General features: G+C 60.8%; 18 protein-coding genes. 3 read left to right on the top strand and 15 right to left on the bottom strand.

All coding sequences use genetic code 11. From position 1 onward, the window contains the following. Positions 1-2: 2 nt before the first annotated feature. The 12 genes from hemB to udp form a co-directional block, all read right to left on the bottom strand. The gene (gene hemB, locus ACJ8QF_RS21635; RefSeq protein ID WP_004934463.1) at positions 3-1,025 is read right to left on the bottom strand and encodes a porphobilinogen synthase; all 1,023 of its coding nucleotides are present in this window, start codon (positions 1,023-1,025) and stop codon (positions 3-5) included. A 14-nt stretch (positions 1,026-1,039) separates the two neighbouring features. Continuing rightward, a complete protein-coding gene (gene tatD / locus ACJ8QF_RS21630) occupies positions 1,040-1,822 on the bottom strand; it encodes a 3'-5' ssDNA/RNA exonuclease TatD (protein ID WP_265261778.1) in 783 nt (260 codons plus the stop codon). 53 nt (positions 1,823-1,875) lie between these two features. Further along, positions 1,876-2,646 carry a Sec-independent protein translocase subunit TatC gene (gene tatC / locus ACJ8QF_RS21625; RefSeq protein ID WP_004934456.1) on the bottom strand — a complete coding sequence of 257 codons (771 nt, stop codon included), beginning with the start codon at positions 2,644-2,646 and terminating at the stop codon, positions 1,876-1,878. Between the two features lie 3 nt (positions 2,647-2,649). Continuing rightward, positions 2,650-3,219: a Sec-independent protein translocase protein TatB gene (gene tatB / locus ACJ8QF_RS21620; protein WP_004934455.1), complete on the bottom strand. Its 570-nt coding sequence runs from the start codon at positions 3,217-3,219 to the stop codon at positions 2,650-2,652. Between the two features lie 3 nt (positions 3,220-3,222). Continuing rightward, positions 3,223-3,486 carry a Sec-independent protein translocase subunit TatA gene (tatA, locus tag ACJ8QF_RS21615; protein WP_004934452.1) on the bottom strand — a complete coding sequence of 88 codons (264 nt, stop codon included), beginning with the start codon at positions 3,484-3,486 and terminating at the stop codon, positions 3,223-3,225. Positions 3,487-3,566: 80 nt separating this feature from the next. Continuing rightward, positions 3,567-5,198: a ubiquinone biosynthesis regulatory protein kinase UbiB gene (ubiB, locus tag ACJ8QF_RS21610; RefSeq protein ID WP_004934451.1), complete on the bottom strand. Its 1,632-nt coding sequence runs from the start codon at positions 5,196-5,198 to the stop codon at positions 3,567-3,569. Beyond that, positions 5,195-5,803, bottom strand: a complete 609-nt coding sequence (gene ubiJ, locus ACJ8QF_RS21605; protein ID WP_004934446.1) for a ubiquinone biosynthesis protein UbiJ — start codon at positions 5,801-5,803, stop codon at positions 5,195-5,197. The genes ubiB and ubiJ overlap by 4 nt, the downstream gene beginning before the upstream one ends. Positions 5,804-5,816: 13 nt before the next feature. Then, entirely contained in the window at positions 5,817-6,572 is a 756-nt protein-coding gene (ubiE, locus tag ACJ8QF_RS21600; RefSeq protein ID WP_004934443.1) for a bifunctional demethylmenaquinone methyltransferase/2-methoxy-6-polyprenyl-1,4-benzoquinol methylase UbiE, read from the bottom strand. 78 nt (positions 6,573-6,650) lie between these two features. Continuing rightward, entirely contained in the window at positions 6,651-8,198 is a 1,548-nt protein-coding gene (gene rmuC, locus ACJ8QF_RS21595; RefSeq protein WP_004934441.1) for a DNA recombination protein RmuC, read from the bottom strand. A gap of 140 nt (positions 8,199-8,338) precedes the next feature. After that, the gene (locus tag ACJ8QF_RS21590; RefSeq protein ID WP_265261779.1) at positions 8,339-8,869 is read right to left on the bottom strand and encodes a DedA family protein; all 531 of its coding nucleotides are present in this window, start codon (positions 8,867-8,869) and stop codon (positions 8,339-8,341) included. A 79-nt stretch (positions 8,870-8,948) separates the two neighbouring features. Next, on the bottom strand, positions 8,949-9,731 hold the full coding sequence (locus tag ACJ8QF_RS21585) for a tyrosine-protein phosphatase (protein WP_015376302.1): 783 nt from the start codon (positions 9,729-9,731) through the stop codon (positions 8,949-8,951). 129 nt (positions 9,732-9,860) lie between these two features. Then, entirely contained in the window at positions 9,861-10,622 is a 762-nt protein-coding gene (gene udp / locus ACJ8QF_RS21580) for a uridine phosphorylase (protein WP_004934432.1), read from the bottom strand. A gap of 493 nt (positions 10,623-11,115) precedes the next feature. Between udp and ACJ8QF_RS21575 the strand changes: the two genes are divergently transcribed. Next, positions 11,116-11,943, top strand: a complete 828-nt coding sequence (locus ACJ8QF_RS21575; RefSeq protein WP_015376301.1) for a dienelactone hydrolase family protein — start codon at positions 11,116-11,118, stop codon at positions 11,941-11,943. 86 nt (positions 11,944-12,029) lie between these two features. On the opposite strand, the gene metE is transcribed toward ACJ8QF_RS21575, so the two are convergent. After that, positions 12,030-14,318: a 5-methyltetrahydropteroyltriglutamate--homocysteine S-methyltransferase gene (metE, locus tag ACJ8QF_RS21570; protein WP_265261780.1), complete on the bottom strand. Its 2,289-nt coding sequence runs from the start codon at positions 14,316-14,318 to the stop codon at positions 12,030-12,032. 90 nt (positions 14,319-14,408) lie between these two features. On the opposite strand from metE, the gene metR reads away from it, so the two are divergent. Beyond that, a complete protein-coding gene (gene metR, locus ACJ8QF_RS21565) occupies positions 14,409-15,353 on the top strand; it encodes an HTH-type transcriptional regulator MetR (protein WP_015376299.1) in 945 nt (314 codons plus the stop codon). Between the two features lie 16 nt (positions 15,354-15,369). Here metR and ACJ8QF_RS21560 read toward each other — a convergent pair whose 3' ends face one another. Beyond that, complete coding sequence (locus ACJ8QF_RS21560; RefSeq protein WP_265261781.1) at positions 15,370-16,230, bottom strand: carboxylate/amino acid/amine transporter; 861 nt, start codon at positions 16,228-16,230, stop codon at positions 15,370-15,372. Positions 16,231-16,381: 151 nt separating this feature from the next. On the opposite strand from ACJ8QF_RS21560, the gene ACJ8QF_RS21555 reads away from it, so the two are divergent. Further along, positions 16,382-16,711: a hypothetical protein gene (locus tag ACJ8QF_RS21555; RefSeq protein WP_016929457.1), complete on the top strand. Its 330-nt coding sequence runs from the start codon at positions 16,382-16,384 to the stop codon at positions 16,709-16,711. Here ACJ8QF_RS21555 and ACJ8QF_RS21550 read toward each other — a convergent pair. Then, positions 16,692-17,648 carry an AEC family transporter gene (locus ACJ8QF_RS21550; RefSeq protein WP_049241604.1) on the bottom strand — a complete coding sequence of 319 codons (957 nt, stop codon included), beginning with the start codon at positions 17,646-17,648 and terminating at the stop codon, positions 16,692-16,694. The genes ACJ8QF_RS21555 and ACJ8QF_RS21550 overlap by 20 nt on opposite strands. Positions 17,649-17,669 lie beyond the last annotated feature (21 nt).

Here is a 17,669-nt window from a genome sequence, read left to right as displayed (position 1 = left end):
GCTTAGCGACGCATCGCATCGTCGTGCAGCCACTGCGCGACACGCTTGGCGAAGTAGGTCAGCACGCCGTCGGCGCCGGCGCGTTTGAAGCACATCAACGATTCCATCACCGCAGGTTGCTCCTGCAGCCAGCCGTTCTGAATCGCCGCCATATGCATGGCGTACTCGCCGGACACCTGATAAGCGAAGGTTGGCACACCGAAAGTATCCTTCACGCGGCGCACGACGTCGAGGTACGGCATGCCCGGTTTCACCATCACCATGTCCGCACCTTCCTGCAGATCCTGCGCAATCTCCTGCAGCGCTTCGTCGCTGTTGGCCGGATCCATCTGATAGGTCTTCTTGTTGCCGCCCTTCAGGTTGCCGCTGGAGCCCAACGCATCGCGGAACGGGCCGTAGTAGCAGGAAGCATACTTGGCGGAGTAGGCCATGATTTGGGTATTCACCAGGCCCTGCAATTCCAGACGATCGCGGATCGCCCCGATGCGGCCGTCCATCATGTCGCTCGGCGCCACGATTTCCGCGCCCGCTTCGGCATGGGACAGCGCCTGACGCACCAGAATGTCTTTGGTCACGTCGTTAATCACATAACCCTGCTCATCGATCACCCCGTCCTGCCCATGCGTGGTGTAGGGGTCGAGCGCCACGTCGGTCAGAATGCCCAGCTCAGGCACCGCGTCTTTCAGCGCGCGCACCGTGCGCTGTACCAACCCTTCCGGGTTATAGGCTTCTTCCGCATGCAGCGATTTCAGGCTCGGTTCGATCACCGGGAACAGGGAAATCACCGGCACGCCAAGTTTGGCGATGGTTTCCGCTTCCTTCACCAGCAGATCGATCGTCATGCGCGATACGCCCGGCATCGAGGCCACTTCTTCCTGGCGGTTGCTGCCTTCCATGACAAACACCGGATAAATCAGGTCGTTGACCGTCAGTTGATTCTCGGCCACCAAGCGGCGGCTGAAGTCGTGACGGCGCACGCGGCGCATACGGCGACCAGGGAAGGTGCCCGGAAATGCATAGCTCATAGTTTTCTCCTAGCTCAAACCAGCCGGAATAGCCGGCGGGCGTTCTCATCGGTTTTTTGCCCCAGCCATTGCGGCTCTTCCTGTCGCCAGACGGCGACCTGATGCACGATATGGGGCAGGAAACAGGGTTCGTTGCGGCGAGATGCGGGTTTAGGCTGTAAATCCCGGGGCAACAGATAAGGGGCGTCCGTTTCCAGCAGCAGACGCTCGGCCGGGATCTGCGGCAACAGGGCGCGCAATTCCAGGCCGCGCCGCTCGTCGCAGACCCAACCGGTAATCCCGATCGACAGACCCAGCGACAGGCAGCTTGTTAATTCTTCGGCGGTGCCGGTGAAGCAGTGCACCACGGCCGCGGGCAGTTTATCCAACCACGGCGTCAGTAGCTCGGCAAAACGTGCGTGTGCGTCGCGGCAATGAAGAAACACCGGCAGCGCCAACTCCGCCGCCAGCGCCAGCTGCGCGGTGAACGCCGCTTCCTGCTGTACGGGCGTCGAGAAGTTGCGATTGAAATCCAGGCCGCATTCGCCGATCGCCGCCACTTCAGGGCGTGCGGCTAACGCATAAATCTGCTCGGCAGAGTGTTCATCCCAACCGCTGGCGTAATGCGGATGCACACCGGCGGTAGACCAACAATAGCCCGGATGTTGTTGCGCCAGTTCGGCGGCTTCGCGGCTCTCCGGCAGATCGGTGCCGGTAATCAACATCCCGGTCACCCCTGCGGTGCAGGCGCGCTCCACCACCGCCTGGCGGTCTTTGGCGAATTGGCTGCTGGTGAGATTAACGCCGATATCAAACATGATTTTTTCCAAAGCAAAAGCCGCCCAATGGGCGGCTTCGCAATCAAGATGGATCAGGGAGCTGGCGGTTCGTCACCCTCGTCTTCTTCTTCCGCCTGCGGACGACGTTTGCCGGTATAGAAGCGGGCGAAGAACACCCCCACTTCAAACAGCAGATACATCGGTATTGCCAACAGGGTTTGCGAGAACACGTCCGGCGGCGTCAACAGCATGCCGACCACAAACGCGCCAACCAACACATACGGCCGTTTCTTCTTCAGATCTTCCGGCGAGGTGACGCCACTCCAGCACAGCAGAATGATGGCGACCGGCACTTCGAAAGCGACGCCGAACGCCATAAACAGCGCCATGACGAAATCGAGGTAGTTTTTGATGTCGGTGGCAATGGTCACCCCCATCGGCGCGGTCTTGGCAAAGAAGCCGAAGGCCAGCGGGAACACGATGAAGTAGGCGAAAGCCATGCCGAGGTAGAACAGCAGGCTGCTGGACACCAGCAGCGGCATCATCAGGCGGCGTTCATGCTTGTACAGCGCCGGCGCGATGAATGCCCACACCTGATACAAAATCATCGGCGCGGAGACGAACACCGAGACGATCATGGTCAATTTGATCGGCGTAAAGAACGGTGACGCCACGTCAGTAGCGATCATGCTCGCCCCGGCCGGCAGCTGCTTGAGCAGCGGCGCAGAGACCAACTGGTAGATGTCGTTGGCGAAAAACACCAGTACCACGAACACCGCCAGCACGCAAATAATCGAGTTCAACAGCCGCTTGCGCAGCTCTATCAGATGACTGATAAGGGGTTGGGTATCTTCAACAGCCATGTATTAACGATCGCCACTAGGTTGGTGAGACGCTGGGGTTTTATCCGCAACAGGTTCGACAGGTGCCGGCGCGGTTTCCGCCGGCGCTTTAGCCGGTTGCGCCGCCACCGGCGGTGCCGGTGACACGGGCGCGACGGCTTCAGGTTCCGCTGCCGGTTTTGGCGCGGCGGCGGGCGCACTGGCGCGGGTTGCCGCTTCCGCCGGCGTCACGCCGTCGTGCAAGGCTTCCGGATCGGTGATCTGCGGGTTATGAATGGTGTTCGCCAGCTCTTCTTTCTCGCCCTGGTAGGTGCGTTTCAATGATTCCGCCGCGTCTTTCAGCTCATCCATCGACGCCTTCAGTTCCGGCGTCAGGTTCTGCAGGCCGGCCTGTTCCGCTTTTTTCAGGCTGTCCTGCAGCTCCTGCAGCTTCAGCTCCTGAGACAGTTCGTGCTGCACCGAGGCCGCCAGCGAGCGCAGCGCGCGGATCCAGCCCGATACCGTTCTGACCGCGACCGGCAAGCGTTCCGGCCCCAGAACAACCAGGCCGATCACCAGCACCAGCAGCAGCTCACTAAACCCAATGTCAAACACGGTTTATACCTGCTCTTTGTTCTTCGACTCTTCCGGTTTCACTTCCGGCTGCTTATCGGTAATAGGCTTGGCCGAGAAGTCAGCGTCATCCAGGCTGCTTTTCTCAGCCGTGTTGGGGGTCGACGGCGTATCGTCGCCGATCGCCTTCTTGAAGCCCTTGATCGAGGCGCCGAGATCGGAGCCCAGCGTGCGCAGTTTTTTGGTACCGAACAACAGCACCACGATCACTGCGATGATCAACAATTGCGTAATACTAATACCGCCCATTTTAATTACCTCTAATTTTAAAGGGTCTTTTAAAGCCAGCCCGCATTATAGAGCCGACTTTACCAGAGTAACGAATTAAATCAGGTGGTTCGCTTCCAGCCAATCACCCAGCATACGATGCCGGCGGCCATCATCCAGGCGGGAAACACCTCGATTTGCCCCAGCAGCAACAGCGTGCCGCTTACCAACAGTGTAGCGCCAACGCCGAACAAATAACGTGACTGCCCCTGACGAACCCGCTGAGCCTGCATCTGGTTGGTCAGCTTATCAACGCTTTGTTGCAACAGTTTATGCTGCTGCAGGCTGTCGTAAAACAGCTCGGGCAGTTCCGGCAGCTTCTCCGCCCAGAACGGCGCTTTCTCTTTCAGCGCACGCACCACGGCGGGAATGCCGACCTGATCGCGCAGCCAGCTCTCGAGGAACGGCTTGGCGGTGGTCCACAGATCCAGCTGCGGATAGAGCTGTCGCCCCAGTCCTTCAACATACAGCAAGGTCTTCTGCAATAACACCAGCTGCGGCTGCACTTCCATATTGAAGCGTCGCGCGGTGTTGAACAGGTTCAGCAGCACGTTGCCGAAGGAAATCTCCGCCAGCGGCTTCTCGAAAATCGGCTCGCACACGGTGCGGATGGCGAATTCGAAGTCTTCCACGTTGGTGTCGCGCGGCACCCACCCGGAGTCGACGTGCAGTTCCGCCACCTTGCGGTAATCGCGGTTGAAGAAGGCGATGAAGTTTTCCGCCAGGTAGCGTTTATCATCCTTGTTCAGCGAACCGACGATGCCGCAGTCGATGCCGATGTAGCAAGGATCTTCCGGATGTTCGTAGCTGACGAAAATATTACCGGGATGCATGTCCGCATGGAAGAAGCTGTCGCGGAAGACCTGGGTAAAGAACACCTGGACGCCGCGTTCCGCCAACAGTTTCATGTTGGTGCCCTGCTGTTCCAGCGTGGCGATGTCCGAGACCGGAATGCCGTAAATGCGCTCCATCACCAATACGCTTTCGCGGCAGTAGTCGGAATAAACTTCCGGTACGTACAGCATTGGGCTGCCGTCGAAATTACGGCGCAGCTGAATGGCGTTAGCCGCTTCGCGCAGCAGGTTCAATTCGTCCAGTAGAGTTTTCTCATACTCGCGTACCACTTCGCGCGGGCGCAGACGGCGGCCGTCCGGCAACAGCTTCGGCACCCAGCCTGCCAACCGGTACATCAGACGCACGTCGGCCTTGATAATCGGCCCGATATCCGGCCGGATCACCTTCAGCACCACTTCCTGGCCGGTGGTTTTCAACCGCGCGGTATGCACCTGCGCGATCGAGGCAGAGGCCAGCGGCTGCTGATCGAAGTCATCGAACCAGGTCTCCAGCGGGCCGCCCATCGCCAGCTCGATATGCTTACGCGCCAACGCGCCATCGAAAGGCGCCACCCGATCCTGCAGCAGCGTCAGCTGATCGGCAATGTGCGGCGGAAACAGATCGCGGCGGGTCGACATCATTTGGCCGAACTTGATCCAGACCGGCCCCAGTTCCTGCAGCGCCAGCCGCAGACGTTCACCCAGCGGCTTGTCCTTGTGCCGATTCGGCATCCAGAACAGCAGCCGGCGGCCAAAGCGCAGCGGCAGCGTCAACCGCATTTTAGGGATCAGCTCATCCAGCCCATAGCTGAGAAAAACGCGGACGATAAAATACAAACGGCGCAGTTCGCCTGGGGTCATCGCTTGCCCTCCAACTTGTCCATGCGGGCAGACAGCGCTTCCGCGCTGCGGGCGAGTGCGTCAACTTCTTCGTTGAACCACACCACTTCCAGCGGCCCCGGCGCCAGGCGCCACTCTTCTGTCAACGCCTCCGCCATCCCCTGCTGCCGGCGCATAAAGCCGGCTTTCAGCAGCGAGGCGCCTTTTCCCAACGCCTGTGTAATGCCTTGGGCGGCGATATCGCCGATGTAGGGCGCCAGCCACTCCGCCGGATCCCACTCCGCCAGATCGAGCAGGCCAACCAGCTGTTGCACCACCTGAATATCGCCTTCCACCGTCAATTCGCCGCTGCGCATCAGCACCGGCAACTGCTGGCGATCGCGCAGCTTCAGCAAGGAGGGAATGCGGCTACGCACGGTGCAATCGGCGCTGTCTTCAGACTGCCCCAGCACATCCACGCGCAGTTCGCTGAACACCAGCACCAGCGGCGAAGCCAACTCTTCCAGTTCGATGCGCAGCACCTTGCCCGCCAGGCGTTGGCGGGCGGCTTTCATGCTGCGATCGCGAAACAGCAGGTTATTCAGCGAGGTTTCCAGCGCACCGGTCAGCAGAGGGGTAAACAGCATCGGCATCTCCCTCTCAGAACTTGAAGCCGCGATGCAGGGCGACAATCCCACCGGTCAGGTTGAAATAGGTGACGTTTTCAAAACCGGCGTTGCCCATCATGCCCTTCAGGGTTTCCTGATCGGGGTGCATGCGGATCGATTCCGCCAGGTAGCGGTAGCTGTCCGGATCTTTCACCACCAGCTCGCCGATCTTCGGCAGCACGTGGAAAGAGTAGGCGTCATAGGCTTTGCTCAGCGGCGCCAGCAGCGGCTTGGAGAATTCCAGCACCAGCAGACGGCCGCCCGGCTTCAGCACGCGGAACATCGAGCGCAGCGCTTTGTCTTTGTCGGTGACGTTACGCAGGCCAAAGGAGATGGTGATGCAATCGAAGTAATTGTCCGGGAACGGCAGCGCTTCGGCGTTGGCCTGCACGTAATTGATGTTGCCGACGATGCCGCGATCGCGCAGCTTCTCGCGCCCCATCTTGAGCATCGAATCGTTGATGTCCGCCAGCACCACCTGCCCCTGCTCGCCCACCATGCGGGAGAACTTGGCGGCCAGGTCGCCGGTACCGCCGGCCAGATCCAGCACGCGCTGCCCGCGGCGCACGCCGCTACAGTCAATGGTGAAACGCTTCCAGATACGGTGAATACCGAACGACATCAGGTCGTTCATCACGTCATACTTTGCCGCTACCGAATGGAAAACGTCCGCCACCATGGCCTGTTTTTCGTCTCTAGCGACGGTGCGAAAACCGAAATCGGTGGTTTCCTGCGATTGATCTGCCATTGTCCTGCCTGCTATTCAGTCAATTTTGTGTGGATGAGTGTACCAGAAGCCCGGTGAATACCCCACCTCGCCACGGCCTCAGCCGTGCGAAACGAAGCCCGATTCCCCTGCGGTATCGTCATCGTCGTTCGTCTGCGGCAGCGCGGCGACATCATCGTCGTTCGCCTCTTCCGCTTCATCGTGTTGCGCGCCGGCTTGCTGCGCCAGCAGCGGGTTTATCGGCCGTTTGACCTCAACCCCCAACGCGCGGAAACCTTCAATTTGGCCGATAAGATTACCACGGCCTTCGCTCAGTTTGTTCATCGCCTGACGATAACTGCCCTGCGCCTTGTCCAGGCTCTGCCCCAACGCGGACATATCGTCCACGAACAGCCGCATCTTGTCATACAGTTTCGCCGCGCGATCGGCGATGCGCTGGGCGTTCTGGCTCTGATGCTCATAGCGCCACAGGTTGGTGATGGTACGCAGCGCCACCAGCAACGTGGTCGGGCTGACCAGCATAATGTTGTGCTTAAGTGCTTCGCTGATCAGCTCCGGCTCGCGATCGATAGCCAGCAGGAAGGCGGGCTCGACCGGAATGAACATCAGCACATAATCCAGCGAACGCAGCCCCGGCAGCTGCTGATAGTCCTTGCGGCCCAGCATGCGGATGTGGCCGCGCAGCGAGGCGATATGTTCGCTCAGCGCCGCTTCGCGCTCCGCCTCATCCTCGCCGTTGAAATAGCGCTCGTAGGCGATCAGCGACATCTTGGCGTCAATCACCACATCCTTGCCCTGCGGCAGGCGCACGATCACATCGGGCTGCATGCGGCTCTGATGATCCACCCGCACGTTGACCTGCGTTTCATACTCATGCCCTTCGCGCAGGCCGGAAGCCTCCAGCACTCGGCTCAGCACCACCTCGCCCCAGTTGCCCTGCGTTTTGTTGTCGCCTTTCAGCGCTTTGGTGAGGTTGATCGCCTCGCGCGCCATCTGCGCGTTCAACTGCTGCAGATTGCGTATCTCGTGCGTCAGCGTATGGCGCTCCCGCGCTTCCTGGCCAAAGCTGTCCTGCACCTGACGGCGGAAACCGTCCAGCTGTTCGCGCAGCGGCAACAGTAAACGATCCAAACTTTGCTTATTTTGCTCGTCAACCTTGCGGCCGCTGTGTTCAAAAATGCGGTTGGCGAGATTTTCAAACTGGGTGGTGAGCCGCTGTTCGCTGTTGATAAGCAGGCGCTGCTTCTCCTCCGCTGCCATACGCGTCTCTTCCAGACGGATGGTGACTTCGCGCAGTTCGGCTTCCTGCGCGCTGTTAACCTCGCGCTGGGCGCGCAGCTCCTGATTGAGCAGTTCGCATTCGTTGCGCCAATGGTTGAGCTGTTGCAGCTTCTCATGTCCGGCCGCCAGTTGGCTGTGCAGATTGCGCAGCTCCAGCTCGCTCTGGCGCAACTGCTGCTCGTGGCGCTGCAGCGTTTCCTGCCGCGCCGCCGTTTCCTGCTGCGCCTGCTGCAACGCTTGCTCCAGCAACCGCAGCTCGGTTTCATGTTGCGCATGCGTCTGCTGCACCCGCAGACTGGCGATCAGCCACCCCAACAGCATGCCGATCGCTACGCCGCCAATCCCATAAATCAGACTGGTATCCACCCTGCCTCCTGTTGCACCTTGCCGTTGCGGCGTTTTGCACGCCCATTGCCCGTCACGTTAAGGGGAGGCTGTATGGATGTCCAGCCTGATTTTGCCGGCCGCGCACAATATTGCGCGGCGCTGCGCAATTTAGCGAGAAATCAACCCAGCCACTGGCTGAGCCACTTGATGCCGAACGCCCCCGGCGCCAGAATGCCGAACGCCCAGATCATCGCCGACGTGACGTTGGCCAGTTGGAAATAGCGCTGCGGCATGCCGCAAATACCGCCCACCAACGGCACCACGGCGCGCAGCGGGCCGAAGAAGCGGCCGATGAAAATGCCCAGCACGCCCCAGCGTTCAAAGAAGGCGTGGCCGCGCGCCAGCAGCTGCGGATTGCGCGACAGCGGCCACATATGGGCCACGCGATCCTGATAGTGATAGCCGATCCAGTAAGAGAGCCAGTCGCCGAAAAACGCCCCGGCGGCGGCGGCGGCCCAAATCGGCCAAAAGGCGATGCCGCTTTCGCCGATCAGCGCGCCCAGCGCCAGCAGGATCACCGTGGCCGGCAGCAGCAGCGACAAAAACGCCATCGACTCGCCGAACGCCAGGAAGAAGATGATGGGAATGGCCCAGCCTTCGTGCTGACGCACGACGTCGCTGACCCAGTTGATAACGTCATTGAGGCTCAATACGGGGCTCCTGATACGCGATGGTTCGCCGCCTAGGATAAGCCGGGGCGAGTTAAACCCCGGTTAAACACGCGGCGATTTACTCGAGGTAGAACGCCTGCAGCGCTTCGCGCTGGGCCGCGCCCAGACCGTATTCCGCTTCCAGCCAGCGGTCGGTGGAGCCGTATTGCTGACGGATGCAGCCCAGCGCCGTCATCAGGAACTCCTCGCGCGCGCTGAGCACGTAGGCGAATTGCTCCAGCGCCGCCGCATTCAGCTTGATAGAGAGCTGATCCAGCATCTGCTCGCGGAAAGTGGCCAGCGTGGTTTCAGTCAGCAGATAGTCTTCCAGCACCGTCGCTTCGTCGGCCCCCAGCGCGAACAGCACCAGCGCCGAACCGACCCCGGTGCGATCCTTGCCGACTGCGCAGTGCTGCACGATCGCGCCGCCGCCGGGGTTGCTCAGCAGCTGCGCCAACCGCTGATAGGCCACATTGCCGAACGGCAGGCGGCGATACAGTTCCAGCATGAACGCGCGGGCGTCGAAAGCGGCCAGCGTTTCGTTGGTGAGCTTCTCCAGGTTGGCGTTGACTTCGCTGCTCAGCGGGTTGGCCGGCACGTGATGATAGTCGGCGCCATTCCACAGAATATCCGGTTTGGCCTGCACTTCGTCGGCATCGCGGTAGTCCAGCACCGAACGCACCGGCACGCCGGCGAGAAAGGCGCAGTCGTTTTCCGTCAGCCGCTCGAGGGAACCGGAACGAAACAGCAGGCCGCGCTTGATGCGGCGCCCGTCGGCCACGCCGTTGCCGCCGAAGTCACGGAAATTAATGCCGCCGTCGAGCGGCGCAAGCGAAGGATGAAGCAGGATCTGGGCGGTCATAAACGTCCTCATTGTTTTTGTTATGACAACGCGCGGCGGCCATCGGCGCAGCGCTGAGGAGTATCACCGTAACAGATTAGTCGCGAATGGAAAAACGGGCCGCGGCGGCGGCCCGTTCAGGGGAGGCGATTACAGCAGGCGGCGAGCGGCGTCCACCACGATCTGCACCGCTTTGCTTTCGGTGTTTTTCATGGTCTCGGCGTTCGGGATCTCTTGCTGGGTGCGGTTAACGATCACCCCAGCCACCATGCCGGCACGCAGGCCCTGGCTGGCGCACATGGTCAGCAGCGTGGCGGACTCCATTTCATAGTTCATCACGCCCATCGCCTGCCACTCTTCCATCGAGCCTTTAAAACGGCTAACCACGCGGCCGGAGTAGGTGTCGTAACGTTCCTGGCCCGGGTAGAAGGTATCGGAAGAGGCGGTTACGCCAATGTGGGTGGTCGCGCCGCTGGCTTTGGCCGCTTCCACCAGCGCGGTGGTGCAGGCGAAGTCCGCAACCGCCGGGAACTCCATCGGCGCAAAGTGCAGGCTGGCGCCGTCGAGGCGTACCGCCGCCGTAGTCACCAGCACGTCACCGACGTTGATATTGGCCTGAATGGCGCCGGTGGTGCCGATGCGCAGGAAAGTGCGAATACCCAGCTGCGCCAGCTCTTCCACCGCAATAGAGGTAGACGGGCCGCCAATACCGGTGGAGCAGACGATCACCGCCTTGCCGTCCAGCTCTGCGCGCCAGGTGGTGAATTCACGATGGGAGGCCAGATGCACCGGATTTTCCATCAGCTTGGCAATCTTCTCTACGCGCTGCGGATCGCCCGGCACGATGGCAAGCTGGGCCCCTTGTAAATCGTTCTTGGTGAGGCCGAGATGAAAAACGTCAGACTGAGACATACGAGACTCCTCATGGATCATGTTTATTGGGAGGAACAAAAAAGCACTCTACTGAAAATCGCCGCTTAATTTCGTGACGACAGTCACTATGAAAAGAGAAACAAATTACATGCTACATATTTTTTGTGATTTTTATCACAAAAAAGCACTATCACTATAAGGCATCCAGAATGCACCGCTAAACCTCAGTCTAGCCGACAAACCTTGCAGCTCCCTGCACGTTGGTTGCCGGCTGAAACTATTTAGCTCATCAATCCGAAATAACTCCATCTTATCGGTTGCTTAGGGGCAAAAAAGCCCTCTAACGCACCTTATGGCACTTACGCGGGCCAAAACGCGTAATAACATGATAAAAAGCGCTTAAAAATGCCGCAAAGCCAGATAATTAGCCGTTTTTTATCGACTTGTCCGAAAGTGCGCCACGCAGCGCCAATAATGGGTAATCTTTCCTATAGTTAATCTCAGCGCTTTTTTCTATTGCACGGAGACCGCAATGAAAACCGAACATGTGATGACATTAGAACAGGCTCAGGGGGGATTCGCCCCGGCCGCCGCGCCGTTGGCCGCCTCCGCGATTATCACCGACGAACAGGGCATTCATGCCGGGCAAACGACCATCCCTTCTCAGGGCGACGCGCTGCCGGCCTACGTCGCCAAACCCGCCGACCATAACGGCCCCTTTCCCATCGTGCTGGTGGTGCAGGAAATCTTCGGCGTCCATGAGCACATTCAGGATCTGTGCCGTCGCCTGGCCAAGCAGGGCTATCTGGCGATCGCGCCCGAGCTCTATTTCCGCCAGGGCGATGCCAACGACTACAGCGATATCGGCGAGCTGTTCCAGCAGTTGGTGACCAGGGTGCCGGATCGTCAGGTGCTGTCGGATCTGGATCACGCCGCGCACTGGGCTATCCGCCACGGCGGCGACGCCGGCAAGCTGGCGATCACCGGCTTCTGCTGGGGCGGCCGCATTACCTGGCTGTACGCGGCGCACAACCCGCAGTTGAAGGCCGCGGTCGCCTGGTACGGCAAACTGGTCGGCGAGAAAACGCTGAATTCACCGAAGCATCCGGTCGATGTCGCCACCCACCTGTCGGCGCCGGTACTGGGGCTGTATGGCGGGCAGGACAGCGGCATTCCGCTGGAGACGGTGGAAACCATGCGCCAGGCGATACGCGCCGCCAACGCCGAGGCCGAAATCGTGGTGTACCCCGAGGTTGGGCATGCGTTCAACGCCGATTATCGTCCCAGCTACAACGCCGAAGCGGCGCAAGACGGCTGGCAACGCATGCTGGCGTGGTTCGCCCAGCACGGCGTCAAGTAACCTCCCCCGCATAAAAAAGGGCGCCGAAGCGCCCAATCATCACACCAGTCAATCTGTAAGCGGCGGAGCTCATCCGCCGCACGCCATCACGCCTGCTCGCGCAGACGCTGCGCCGCCAATACCATGTTGGCCAGCGACTGCCGGGTTTCCGGCCAGCCGCGAGTTTTCAGGCCGCAGTCCGGGTTAACCCACAGGCGTTCCGCCGGGATGTTCTGCGCCGCTTTACGCAGCAGCGCTTCGATCCATTCCACGCTCGGCACGTTCGGCGAGTGAATATCGTAGACGCCCGGCCCGATTTCGTTCGGGTATTCGAACTCTTTGAAGGCTTCCAGCAGATCCATATCGGAACGCGAGGTCTCGATGGTGATCACGTCGGCGTCCAGCGCGGCGATGGAGTCCATGATGTCGTTGAACTCGCAGTAACACATGTGGGTGTGGATCTGGGTGTCATCCTGCGCCACGGCGGCGTTCAATTTGAAGGCGTCCACCGCCCAGTTCAGGTAGGCGGCCCAGTCGGATTGGCGCAGCGGCAGCCCCTCGCGCAGGGCAGGTTCGTCGATCTGAATGATGCCGATACCGGCTTTTTCCAGATCTTCCACCTCGTCGCGCAGCGCCAGCGCAATCTGCTTGGCAATCACTTCACGGGTCACGTCTTCACGCGGGAACGACCAGCACAGGATGGTCACCGGCCCGGTCAACATGCCTTTTACCGGCTTGTCGGTCAGCGACTGGGCGAATTTTGCCCATTCGACGGTAATGGCTTCCGGGCGGCTGACGTCACCGATGATCACCGGCGGCTTCACGCAGCGGGAGCCGTAGCTCTGCACCCAGCCGTTCTGGGTAAACACGAAGCCGTCGAGGTTTTCGCCGAAATATTCCACCATGTCGTTGCGCTCGGCTTCACCGTGCACCAGCACGTCCAGCCCGAGGCGCTCCTGCTCAACGATCGCCTGTTTGATGTGCTCACCGATGCTGGTGCGGTAGTTGCTGCCGTCCAGACGGCCCTGCTTGAAGTCCAGACGCAGGCCGCGGATCTCGGTGGTCTGCGGGAACGAACCGATGGTGGTGGTCGGCCAGGCCGGCAGGTTGAAACGTTCGCGCTGCGCCCTGGCGCGCTCGGCGTACGCGCTGTGGCGCTCGCTGTCCTGCGCGGTGATAGCGGCCAGACGGCGCTCAACCTGCGCATTGTGTACACGGCTCGACTGACGGCGGGCGCGGATCGGTGCGCTGTAGGCGTCCAGTTCGGCTAGCTTCGCCGCGTCAGGCGCGTTCAGCGCCGCAGCCAGCAGCGCCAACTCGGCGCATTTTTGCAGAGCGAAGGCGAACCAGCTTTTCACTTCTTCATCCAGACGGCTTTCCACGCTCAGGTCGATCGGGCTGTGCAGCAGTGAACAGGAGCTGCCGATCCACAGTGGGCGGGTGCCCACCAGCGGCTGAAGACGTTCGAACCAGCGGCTCAGATCGGCGCGCCAAACGTTGCGGCCGTTGATCACGCCCAGCGACAGCAGCCAGTCTTGCGGCAATGCGGCGCTCAGCGCGGCGATATCGTCGTGACCGGCGACCAGATCGACGTGCAGCCCCTGCACCGGCAGCGTGCGAACCGTATCAAGGTTGTGGCCGACGCTGTCGAAATACGTGGTCAACAACAGCTTAACCTGCCCCTGCAGCGCGTCGTAAGCTGGTTTAAAGGCGTCCAGCCAGGCCTGCGGCAGCTCCAGCACCAGCGCAGGCTCGTCAATTTGCACCCACTCGACGCCGCGTTTCGCCAGCTCCGCCAGCACCTGCTGGTAAACCGGCAGAATGTCTTTCAGCAGCGACAGGCGATCGAACGGCTCGCCCTTCACTTTACCCAGCCACAGATAGGTCACCGGGCCCAGCAGCACCGGTTTGATGCGGTGACCAAGCGCCAGCGCTTCGTCCACTTCATCCAGCAGCTGGGTCCAGCCCAGCTTGAACTGCTGGCCTTGTTGGAACTCGGGCACCATGTAGTGGTAGTTGGTGTTGAACCATTTGGTCATTTCCGCCGCGGCTGCCGGCTCGCCGGTCGGTGCGCGGCCACGGCCGATGCGGAACAGCGTGTCCAGATCGATCGAGCCATCCGCATTCTGATGGCGCGCCGGCACGTTGCCCAGCAGCAGGCTGGTGGTCAACACATGATCGTACCAGGCGAAATCGCCGACCGGCACCAAATCCACCCCGGCCTGCTGTTGCTGTTGCCAATGGCGAGCGCGCAGCTCGCGGCCAACCGCCAACAGCTCTTCCTGCGTTGAGTTGCCAGCCCAGTAGCTTTCCTGAGCTTTTTTCAGCTCACGTCGTAGCCCAACGCGAGGAAAACCCAGTGTGTGATTCAAAATTGCCATCGTCTTATTCCCCATTTAGCCGTCCAGATGTTTACACATCCATAATCAGCAGGTACTGTATTAACCACAAGCGCAATTTATTCACTGTCAATGTGAAGGACTCTCATGATCGAACTGAAACATTTACGGACGCTGCAGGCCCTGCGCAGCAGCGGTTCGCTGGCGGGGGCGGCGGCCCAACTTCATCAGACGCAGTCTGCCCTGTCGCACCAGTTCAGCGATCTTGAGCAACGTCTGGGCTTCAAGCTGTTCGTGCGCAAGAGCCAGCCGCTGCGCTTCACCGCCCAGGGCGAGATCTTGCTGCAGCTGGCGGAACAGGTGCTGCCGCAAATCTCACAGGCGCTGCAGGCCTGCCACGAGCCGCACCAGACCACGCTGCGCATCGCCATCGAATGCCACAGCTGCATTCAGTGGCTGACGCCGGCGCTGGACAATTTCCGCCAGCGTTTCCCGCAGGTGGTGATGGACTTCACCTCCGGCGTGACTTTCGATCCGCAGCCGGCCCTGCAACAGGGCGAGCTGGATCTGGTGATGACGTCGGATATTCTGCCGCGCAGCGGCCTGCACTATTCGCCGATGTTCGATTTCGAGGTGCGTCTGGTGCTGGCGCCGGATCATCCGCTGGCCGGCAAGCCGCACATCGAGCCGGCAGACTTGAGCGATGAAACGCTGTTGATTTACCCGGTGCAGCGCCAGCGGCTGGATATCTGGCGGCATTTCCTGCAGCCGGCGGGCGTCAACCCGGCGTTGAAGAACGTCGATAACACGCTGCTACTGATCCAGATGGTCTCGGCGCGGATGGGGATTGCGGCGCTGCCGCATTGGGTGGTGGAAAGTTTCGAACGGCAGGGGCTGGTGGTGACCAAAACCCTGGGTGACGGCCTGTGGAGCCGCCTGTACGCCGCCGTGCGCGACGGCGAACAGCGCCAGGCGGTGACCGAAGCCTTTATCCGCTCGGCCCGCCAGCACGCCTGCGATCATCTGCCGTTCGTGCGCGACGCGGCACGCCCCGGCGCGACCGGCGCCAAAGCATTGGCGGCCGGCGTATAAACTGTCGCCCTCCCGTTTAGCCGAGCTGTTTCGGCGCCACCCAGCGGCGGTGCACCCACAGCGAAGCGACGATCACCGCCCCGCCGATGATAAAGCTCGGCCAGTGCGGCTGTTGCTGCCAGATGGCCAGGTTGACCAACAAGCCGGCCGGCACATGCATGTTGTTCATGATGCCGAGCGTGCCGGCATCCACCTGCGTCGCGCCGTAGTTCCACATGAAATAGCCCAGCCCCGACGCCACCACGCCCAGCCAGATCAGCACGCCCCACTGCAGATTGGTCGTCGGCAGCTGCTGCGGATTGCCCCACAGGAACCAGGCCACCACCGCCACCGCCGCCGCCCCCAGGTAGAACCAGGAAAAGGCGGTGTGCTGCGGCAAGGGGTGCACTTCCATCAGGCGCTTATAGCCGACCATGCCGATGGCGAAGCTGATGTTCGCCGCCTGCACCAACAGCAGCCCCCACCAGAAGTGTTCGCTCAGTTGGTGATAGCGAATGATCGCCGCGCCCAGCACCGCCAGCAGCGCGCTGAACACATAGCCCCAGCGTAAATGTCGGCCGCTCAGTAAGTCGTAGATCAGCGTGATGTACAGCGGCGTCAACACGGTGAACAGCAGGAATTCGGGTACCGTCAGGTAGAGATAGGCGCGGAAGCTGAACAGATACATGATGCCCAGCTGGAAGGCGCCCACCAGCATATACAGCAGGATCACCCTGGGCTTGATATTGCGCCAACGCAGGAACGGCAGGAACACCAGCGCCGCCAGCCCGATGCGCACCAGCGCCGAAAACCCGCTGTCGACCTGACCCGCCAAATACTCGCCGATCAGGCTGAAAGAAAACGCCCACAGAATGGTGGTTATAACCAAAAGCAGCACGATGGGTTCACCCTAAAAAGACCGAAAGGGCGATTGTAACGGAAGATGGGCACCGCGTTGGCGAAAAGGCGGTTTACATTTGAACAAAATACAAACTACCAGCAAAATTTCACCGCTGGGTTAGGCTTAATAAAAAAGCGAGGTAACCATCATGAAAACGTCTCACATCCTGTTCGCTCTGCTGTTGCTGCCCGGCCTGGCTGCAGCGGCCAACGGCGTAACCGATCTGCGTTCACAGCAGCAGCTTCTCAACCAAAACAGCCAACAGGCGCAGCAACAGCGCTTGTTGAACAACCGGCAGATGGATCAACGCCGCCTGCAACAGCAGCGCCAGTTCGACAATCAACGGCAACAGCTGTTGCAAACCACGCCGAACGGCGGCCAGCTGCTGCCTAACGGCAACCAGCCGCGCGATCCGTTCAACCGCACCGCGCCGGCGGTGCCGCAGGCCCCGCTGCCGGCTACGCCCGCACGCCCATAACGGTGAGGATCAGCGGCGTGGTGATCGCCGCCAGCACGGTGGACATCACCAGGCTGGTGGCGGCCGGGCCGGTGAGCGTATTGAACTGACGTGACATCAGGTAGACATTCACCCCCACCGCCATTGAGCCCAGCAGCACCACCACGCGGGTCTCCATCGGCGGCAGATCCATCATCCAGGCCAGCAGCCAAATCACCAACGGCTGTACCAGCAACTTCAGCACGCAGATGGCGCTGCTCAGTTGCCAGCCTTCGCTGATGCGGTACTCGGCGAGCCCCATGCCAAGCACCACCAGCGACAGCGGCGCCGCCACCTGGCCGAGCATGCTGACCGGCCGATCGACGAAGTCCGGCAGCGGCAGGCCGGTCAGGCTAAACAGCGTGCCGGACAAAATGCCGACGATCAGCGGGTTGGTCAGCACGCTGCGCGCGGTTTTAGCAAAGCCCCCCAGCGTCGGCGAGCCGTTGCGCGCCCATTCGATCGACACCGTGACCAGCGTCCACAGGATCAGGCCGTTGAACACCAGCACCAGCGCCACCGACGGGATCGCCGCCTCCCCCAGCATCACGCTGGCGATCGGTAAACCGAGCATCACGTTATTGGAGAAAATACCACCCAGCGCAAACACCGACCCGGCGACGCCATCCAGCCGGAAAAGGTGCCGGGCGACGAGACGGCCGAGCACGAACACGATCAGGCAACTGCCGAAGAACGCGATCAGCAGCCGAGCGTCGACCGCCGGACGCTGCGAGAAGTCGCACATCATGCGAAACAGCATGGCGGGCAAGGCGAGGGAAAACACAAAGCGCGTCAGGCCATCGGTGATGCTGGTAGGCCATTTCCCCCAGCGAATCAGCCCATAACCCAACGCGATCAGGACGAACAGCGGTAATGACAGCACCATCTGGTGCCACAGTGACAGGATAAAGCCAGGCATCGCATTCCTTCCGGTGGTGCG

The sequence above is a fragment of the Serratia sp. CY81684 genome, assembly GCF_052166595.1.
GTDB classification, from domain to species: Bacteria; Pseudomonadota; Gammaproteobacteria; order Enterobacterales; family Enterobacteriaceae; genus Serratia; species Serratia nematodiphila.
Note: the sequence above shows the minus strand (reverse complement) of the source record. Positions and strands in the feature narration are given on the sequence as shown.

Coding starts and splice junctions, on each gene's coding strand:
- hemB (WP_004934463.1), bottom strand. CDS start 1,025: ATGAGCTATGCATTTCCGGGCACCTTCCCTGGTCGCCGTATGCGCCGC.
- tatD (WP_265261778.1), bottom strand. CDS start 1,822: ATGTTTGATATCGGCGTTAATCTCACCAGCAGCCAATTCGCCAAAGAC.
- tatC (WP_004934456.1), bottom strand. CDS start 2,646: ATGGCTGTTGAAGATACCCAACCCCTTATCAGTCATCTGATAGAGCTG.
- tatA (WP_004934452.1), bottom strand. CDS start 3,486: ATGGGCGGTATTAGTATTACGCAATTGTTGATCATCGCAGTGATCGTG.
- ubiB (WP_004934451.1), bottom strand. CDS start 5,198: ATGACCCCAGGCGAACTGCGCCGTTTGTATTTTATCGTCCGCGTTTTT.
- ubiJ (WP_004934446.1), bottom strand. CDS start 5,803: ATGCTGTTTACCCCTCTGCTGACCGGTGCGCTGGAAACCTCGCTGAAT.
- ubiE (WP_004934443.1), bottom strand. CDS start 6,572: ATGGCAGATCAATCGCAGGAAACCACCGATTTCGGTTTTCGCACCGTC.
- ACJ8QF_RS21585 (WP_015376302.1), bottom strand. CDS start 9,731: ATGACCGCCCAGATCCTGCTTCATCCTTCGCTTGCGCCGCTCGACGGC.
- udp (WP_004934432.1), bottom strand. CDS start 10,622: ATGTCTCAGTCTGACGTTTTTCATCTCGGCCTCACCAAGAACGATTTA.
- ACJ8QF_RS21575 (WP_015376301.1), top strand. CDS start 11,116: ATGAAAACCGAACATGTGATGACATTAGAACAGGCTCAGGGGGGATTC.
- metE (WP_265261780.1), bottom strand. CDS start 14,318: ATGGGGAATAAGACGATGGCAATTTTGAATCACACACTGGGTTTTCCT.
- metR (WP_015376299.1), top strand. CDS start 14,409: ATGATCGAACTGAAACATTTACGGACGCTGCAGGCCCTGCGCAGCAGC.
- ACJ8QF_RS21555 (WP_016929457.1), top strand. CDS start 16,382: ATGAAAACGTCTCACATCCTGTTCGCTCTGCTGTTGCTGCCCGGCCTG.
- ACJ8QF_RS21550 (WP_049241604.1), bottom strand. CDS start 17,648: ATGCCTGGCTTTATCCTGTCACTGTGGCACCAGATGGTGCTGTCATTA.